The sequence below is a fragment of the Burkholderia paludis genome, from assembly GCF_000732615.1.
Classification (GTDB): domain Bacteria; phylum Pseudomonadota; class Gammaproteobacteria; order Burkholderiales; family Burkholderiaceae; genus Burkholderia; species Burkholderia paludis.
This window is the reverse complement of the sequence record NZ_JPGL01000013.1, coordinates 188139-194976: the sequence shown is the minus strand read 5'-3', so window position 1 is coordinate 194976 and position 6838 is coordinate 188139. Positions and strand designations below refer to the sequence as shown.

Annotated in this window: 5 protein-coding genes; 4 read left to right on the top strand and 1 reads right to left on the bottom strand. The window is 72.3% G+C overall.

Translation table 11 applies throughout. The annotated features are described in order from the left end of the window. Window positions 1-142: 142 nt before the first annotated feature. Window positions 143-1054: a LysR family transcriptional regulator gene (locus tag GQ56_RS0110170; protein WP_031398555.1), complete on the bottom strand. Its 912-nt coding sequence runs from the start codon at window positions 1052-1054 to the stop codon at window positions 143-145. Window positions 1055-1153: 99 nt separating this feature from the next. On the opposite strand from GQ56_RS0110170, the gene mdlC reads away from it, so the two are divergent. The 4 genes from mdlC to GQ56_RS0110150 all read left to right on the top strand — a co-directional run bounded on the left by mdlC (window position 1154) and on the right by GQ56_RS0110150 (window position 6833). Next, window positions 1154-2761 carry a benzoylformate decarboxylase gene (mdlC, locus tag GQ56_RS0110165; RefSeq protein WP_031398554.1) on the top strand — a complete coding sequence of 536 codons (1608 nt, stop codon included), beginning with the start codon at window positions 1154-1156 and terminating at the stop codon, window positions 2759-2761. 29 nt (window positions 2762-2790) lie between these two features. Next, complete coding sequence (locus GQ56_RS0110160) at window positions 2791-4242, top strand: aldehyde dehydrogenase (protein WP_031398553.1); 1452 nt, start codon at window positions 2791-2793, stop codon at window positions 4240-4242. 14 nt (window positions 4243-4256) lie between these two features. Continuing rightward, window positions 4257-5201, top strand: a complete 945-nt coding sequence (locus GQ56_RS0110155) for a ketopantoate reductase family protein (RefSeq protein WP_031398552.1) — start codon at window positions 4257-4259, stop codon at window positions 5199-5201. A gap of 234 nt (window positions 5202-5435) precedes the next feature. Then, on the top strand, window positions 5436-6833 hold the full coding sequence (locus tag GQ56_RS0110150; RefSeq protein ID WP_031398551.1) for an MFS transporter: 1398 nt from the start codon (window positions 5436-5438) through the stop codon (window positions 6831-6833). The last annotated feature ends 5 nt before the right edge of the window (window positions 6834-6838 follow it).

The following is a 6838-nucleotide window of genomic DNA, read 5'->3' as shown; positions in this document are numbered from 1 at the left end:
AAGGTCGATTGGCTCTTTAGGTGAGCGAATGATGGTATCGGGGGGGGCGAAAGCGAGGGGGGGGAACCGGCATTGCGGGGCGGCGCGGGGGCGGCGCGGGGGGGGGGGGGGGCGGGGGCGGGCGGTGGATCGGGTCGCGCCGTCAGCGCCCCTCGCGCGTCAGCGCGACGAGTTCGTCGAGCAGCTTGCCGGCCGGCCCCGGCAGGATGCCGTGGCGGCGCCGGAACGCGGTGAGGGTGCGCACCGCGACGACCTCGCGCACGGGCAGCGTATCGATCGTGCCGGCGCGCTGCTCGGCGCCGTACATCGGCTCGGCCATCCAGCTGAGGAACCCCGCATGCGCGACGAGGCTCTTCAGCGTCGTGACCGAGCGTGTCTCGACCGCGATGTCGGGCAGCGCGATGCCGTGCGCGTCGAAGGTCGCGCGCATGTGGTCGAACGGCGCGGTGCCGCGCGGCGGAATCGCCCAGCGCGCCTGCCGCGTGTCAGCCAGCGTCGGCGCGCGGCCGAGCGCGCGCAACGGATGATGCGGCGCCGCAACGATATGGCTGCGGTCTTCCCAGCGGCACTCGGGAATCGCGACGATCTCGTCGGTGTCGGGCCCGTGCGCGGACAGTGCGAGATCGATCTCGTGCTTGTGCAGCCCTTCCGCGAGCCGGTCCCACACGCCCTCGATGATCTCGACGCGCAGGTTCGGCCAGCGATCGAGCACGCGGCCGACCGCGACCGGCAGCACGAGGCTCGCGATGCTGCCCACCGTGCCGACCTTGATCGTGCCCTTCGCGAAGCCGCGCATCGCGTCGAGCTCCTCGCGCGCGTGCTCGGCCTCGTGCTGCAGCAGCGTTGCGTGCGGCAGCAGCGCCTCGCCGAACGCGGTGAGCTGCACGCCCTTCGAATGGCGTTCGAACAACGGCGCGCCGACCTGGTCCTCGAGCCGCTTCAGGATCCGGCTCAACGCCGGTTGCGTCACGTGCAGCGCGTCGGCCGCGCGCCCGAGGCTGCCGCACGCGACGATCGTCGTGAATGCGCGCAATTGTCGGAGATCGAAAGTCATGCCGGAACGTAATGGCTTATCGCAAAAAATACAGTATCCGAGAATGGCTCGCACTTCGATACTGTGGAAACCGCCAAGCCAACGAGGAGACACCCGAGCATGTCCGGCCACCCGCCCCCTTCCGCCGCATCGATCACCGTTCGCGATGCGGTGATCGACCTGCTTCGCCAGTTCGGCATCGACCGCGTGTTCGGCAATCCGGGTTCGACCGAGCTGCCGATGTTCCGCGATTTCCCGGCCGATTTCCGCTACGTGCTCGGCCTGCACGAGGCCGTCGTGGTCGGAATGGCCGACGGCCATGCGCAGGCGACCGGCAACGCGGCGGTCGTCAACCTGCATTCGGCGGCCGGTGTCGGCAATGCGATGGGCAACCTGTTTACCGCGTACCGGAACCGCACGCCGCTGATCGTCACCGCGGGCCAGCAGGCGCGCGCGATCCTGCCGTACGATCCGTTCCTCGGCGCGACGCAGGCCGCCGAGCTGCCGAAGCCGTACGTGAAATGGAGCATCGAGCCCGCGCGTGCGCAGGACGTGCCGGCCGCGATCGCCCGCGCGTACCGCATTGCGATGCAGGAGCCGCGCGGGCCGGTGTTCGTGTCGATCCCGGTCGACGACTGGGACCAGCCGGCCGAGTTGCTGCCGCGGCGCGACGTGAGCTGCGTCGTGCGGCCCGACCCCGACGCGCTCGCGCGGCTCGGCGACGCACTCGACGCCGCGCGGCGTCCCGCGCTCGTGGTTGGCGCGGCCGTCGATCGCGCCGGTGCGTGGGACGACGTGGTGCGCCTTGCCGAGCGGCATCGCGCCAGCGTGTACGTCGCGCCGATGTCGGGGCGCTGCAGCTTCCCCGAGGATCACCCGTTGTTCGCCGGTTTCCTGCCCGCGATCCGCGAGAAGATCGTCGCGCGGCTGGACGGGCACGACCTCGTGTTCGCGTTCGGCGCTCCCGCGTTCACCTATCACATCGAAGGCTTCGGCCCGCACGTGCCGCCGGGCGCCGTGCTCGTGCAACTCGTCGACGATCCGGGCGTCGCCGCATGGACGCCGTCGGGCGACGCGGTCGTCGGCAACCTGCGGCTCGCGGCGCGCGATCTGCTGGCGCGTCCGGCGCCGCCCGAGCGGGCGCTGCCCGCGCCGCGCCCGCCGCGCGAACGCGTCGCCGCGCCGGCCGCCGGGGAGCGCCTGTCCGTCGCATTCGTGCTGCAGACGCTCGCCGACGCGCGCGACGCGCAGGACATCGTCGTCGAGGAGGCGCCGAGCGCGCGGCCGGTGATGCAGGCGCATCTGCCGTTCACGCGCAGCGGCACGTTCTACACGATGGACAGCGGCGGGCTCGGCTACGGGATGCCGGCCGCCGTCGGCGTGGCGCTCGCGCAGCCCGGCCGGCGCGTGATCGGGCTGATCGGCGACGGTTCGAGCCTGTATTCGATCCAGGCGTTGTGGAGTGCCGCGCAGCTGAAGCTGCCGATCACGTTCGTGATCCTGAACAATCGGCGTTACGCGGCGCTGCAGGATTTCGCGCCGGTGTTCGGCTTCGGGCCGGACGACCCCGTGCAGGGCACCGATCTGCCGAACCTGGATTTCGTCGCGCTCGCGCAAGGGATGGGCTGCCGCGGCGTGCGCGTGACCGATGCGGCGCAGTTGCGCGACACGCTTGCCGACGCGCTGCGCGCCGTGACGCCGGTCGTCGTCGAAGTCGAGGTTGCCTGACGCGCCGCGCGCGTCTTTCGGGAGAATTCATGCAAACCGTATCGATGCTGATCGGCGGCGAACGCCGCCACGCGTCCGGCGGCGCGACCTTCGTGCGCCGCAACCCGCTCGACGGCGAAGTCGCGTCCGAGGCGCCCGCGTGCACCGTCGACGATGCGCGTGCGGCGGCCGACGCGGCCGCACGCGCGTTTCCCGGCTGGGCCGCGCTCGGCCCCGGTGCGCGGCGCGCGTTGCTGCTGAAGGCGGCCGCCGCGCTCGAAGCGAAGCACGAGCAGTTCGTCGCTGCGATGGCGGCCGAGACGGGCGCATCCGCGCTTTGGGCCGGCTTCAACGTGCACCTGGCCGCGAGCGGGCTCGTCGAGGCCGCGTCGCTGACGACGCAGGTCGGCGGCGAGCTGATTCCATCCGACGTGCCCGGTTCGCTCGCGATGGGGGTGCGGCAACCGGCCGGCGTCGTGCTCGGCATCGCGCCGTGGAACGCGCCGGTGATCCTCGCGACGCGTGCGCTCGCGCTGCCGCTCGCGTGCGGCAACACGGTCGTGCTGAAGGGTTCGGAGCTGTGTCCGGTCACGCACGGGCTGATCGTCGAGGCGTTGCAGGAGGCCGGGCTGCCGCCGGGTGTCGTCAATTTCGTGACGAACGCGCCCGAGGACGCCGGCGCGATCGTCGATGCGCTGATCGCGCATCCGGCCGTGCGCCGCGTGAATTTCACGGGCTCGACGCGGGTCGGCCGGATCGTCGCCGAAGCGTGCGCGCGTCACCTGAAGCCGTCGGTGCTCGAACTCGGCGGCAAGGCGCCGTTCGTCGTGCTCGACGACGCCGACATCGACGCGGCGGTCGCGGCCGCCGCGTTCGGCGCGTTTGCGAATTCCGGGCAGATCTGCATGTCGACCGAGCGCATCGTCGTCGACGAAGCGATTGCCGATGCGTTCGTCGCGAAGCTCGCCGACAAGGCCGCATCGCTGCCGCTCGGCGACCCGCGCGACGGGCCCGTCGTGCTCGGCTCGCTGATCGACATGAAGGCGGTCGAGCGCTGCAACGCGCTGATCGACGATGCGCTCGCGCACGGCGCGACGCTGTTGTGCGGCGGCAAGGCCGACAGCACGCTGTTTCCCGCGACGCTGCTCGACCGCGTGACGCCGGCGATGCGCATCCATGCCGAGGAGTCGTTCGGCCCGGTGAAGGGCATCGTGCGTGTCGACGGCGAGGAGGCCGCGATCCGCTGCGCGAACGACAACGCATTCGGGCTGTCGTCGGCCGTGTTCAGTCGCGATGTCGCGCGTGCGCTGCGGGTCGCGGCGCGCATCGAATCGGGCATCTGCCACGTGAACGGCCCGACCGTGCACGACGAGGCGCAGATGCCGTTCGGCGGCGTGAAGGACAGCGGCTTCGGGCAGTTCGGCGGCAAGGCCGGCATCGCGGCGTTCACGGACCTGCGCTGGATCACCGTGCAGACCGCGCCGCGCCACTATCCGTTCTGACGAGGCTGCCGACGATGAGAATCGCGATTCTGGGGGCGGGCGCGATGGGTTCGCTGTTCGGCGGGCTGCTGGCCGAAAGCGGCGAAGCCGTCACGCTGATCGACGTGAACGACGCGCATCTCGAGGCGATCCGGCGCGACGGACTACGGATCGACGACGATCGCGGCGAACGGCGCGTCCGCGCGCTGCAGGCCGTGCGGCCGGAAGCCGCGAATGCGGCGAATGCGGCGGCGTCCGGCACGCCGTTCGACCTGCTGATCGTGTTCACGAAATCCCTGCACACGCGTACCGCGCTCGACGGCGTGCGCGCGCTGCTGAGCCCGGACACGACCGTGCTGACGCTGCAGAACGGGCTCGGCAACGTCGAGACGCTGAATGCGTTCGTGCCGCTCGAACGCATCCTGGTCGGCGTGACGACGTGGCCGGCCGATGCGGCCGGGCCCGCGCACGTGCGCTCGCACGGCGCGGGCACGATCCGCATGATGACGGCCGACGGCGCGGCGCGCCCGATCGCGGCGGCCGTGGCCGATGCGCTGTCGCGTGCGGGGCTCGCGTGCACGCTCGACGCCGACGTGTGGGCGGCGATCTGGGAGAAGGTCGCGTTCAACGCGGCGCTCAACACGCTGTGTGCGGCGACGGGCTGCACGGTCGACCAGCTCGGCAACCACCCCGACGGGCCGCGGCTCGCGCTCGCGATCGCGGCCGAGACGGCAGCCGTCGCCCGCGCGAAGGGCATCGCGGTCGATGGCGAGCGCATCGCGCGCAACGTCGAACACGCGATCCACGCGCATCGCGGCCATCGTCCGTCGATGCTGCAGGACGTGCTTGCGGGCCGCCGCACGGAAATCGACGCGATCAGCGGCAAGGTAGTGGCGGCCGCACGCGAAGCGGGCGTCGCTGTGCCGCATGCCGAGACGCTGCTCGCGCTCGTCCGGCTGATCGACGCGCGCACGCACTGAGTACCGAGGCGGCGGCCGACTGGCGCCGCCCCACGTCGCGGGCGCGCCGCGTGCGGTCGGCGGCGCGGGATCGTGACGGGCCGGACTCGACACCGGTCGGCCACGCAAGATCGGGGCACGCGCCCACGCGCCAGCCCGGACAACTGGAGACGCCATGAAAGCCATCGAATGCCGTTGTCATGCCGCGCGCCGGACGCGCACGTTGCCGCCGGCGCGCGGCGTTCGGGAGGTCGCATGAGCACGCGCGACGTTTTGCAGCCGGCGCCGGTCGACATCGGCGCGACGCTCGACGACGGGCCGTTCACGACGATGCAGCGCTGCGTGGTGCTGCTCGCCGCGCTCGCGATCGTGCTGGACGGCTTCGACGGCCAGTTGATCGGCTTCGCGATCCCCGTGCTGATCCGCGAATGGGGCATCACGCGCGCCGCGTTCGCGCCGGCCGTCGCGGCCGGGCTGATCGGGATGGGGATCGGCAGCGCGTGCGCGGGGATCGTCGCGGACCGCTTCGGCCGCCGCCAGGCCGTGATCGGCAGCGTGTTCCTGTTCGGCGTGGCGACCTGCGCGATCGGCTTCGCGCCCGATGTCGCGGCGATCGCGGCGCTGCGCTTCTGCGCGGGGCTCGGGATCGGCGGCGCGCTGCCGACGGCCACGACGATGACGGCCGAATACACGCCCGCGCGGCGCCGCACGATGATGGTGACCGCGACGATCGTCTGCGTGCCGCTCGGCGGGATGCTGGCCGGCCTGTTCGCGCACGAGGTGCTGCCGCGCTACGGCTGGCGCGGGCTGTTCTTCGCGGGCGGCGCATTGCCGCTCGTGCTTGGCTTCGTGCTCGTGCGCGCGCTGCCCGAATCGCCGCGCTATCTCGCGCGGCGTCCCGCGCGCTGGCCGGAACTCGGCGCGCTGCTCGCCAGGATGCAGCGGCCGGTCGCACCGGGCGCCGTGTTCACCGATGCGAGGGACGCGCGCTCGCCCGGCGGCCGCGGCGGCTTCGGCGCGCTGTTCGCGGGCGGCCAGGCACGCGACACGATCGCGCTGTGGTGCGCGTTCTTCATGTGTCTGCTCGCCGTGTACGCGGCATTCAGCTGGCTGCCGACCATGCTCGCGGCGAGCGGGCTCAGCGTGTCGGTGGCGGGCGCGGGGCTCACCGCGTACAACCTCGGCGGCGTGATCGGTGCGCTGCTGTGCGCCTGGGCGATCGCGCATGCCGGGTCGCGCTGGCCGCTCGCGCTGTGCAGCATCGGCGGCGCGGCGAGCGCGATATGGCTGATGGGCGTCGACGCGGGTCGCCACACGGGCTGGCTGATCGTCGGGCTCGGCCTGCACGGGCTGTTCGTCAACGCGGTGCAGTCGACGATGTATGCGCTCTGCGCGTACATCTATCCGACGGCCGTGCGCGCGACCGGCACCGCGAGCGCGCTCGCGTTCGGCCGGCTCGGGGCGATCCTCAGCGCGTTCGCGGGGGCGGTCGTGATCACCACGGGCGGCGCCACGGCGTATCTGACGATGCTGGCGGCGGCGATGGGGATTGTGTGCGTCGCGCTGCTCGTCCTGCGACGGCACATTCCGCGGCTGTCGCGCGCGGCGGTGCAGCCGCGCGAAGGGGAGGCGCTCGCCCGCACGTCGTCGTGACGGCG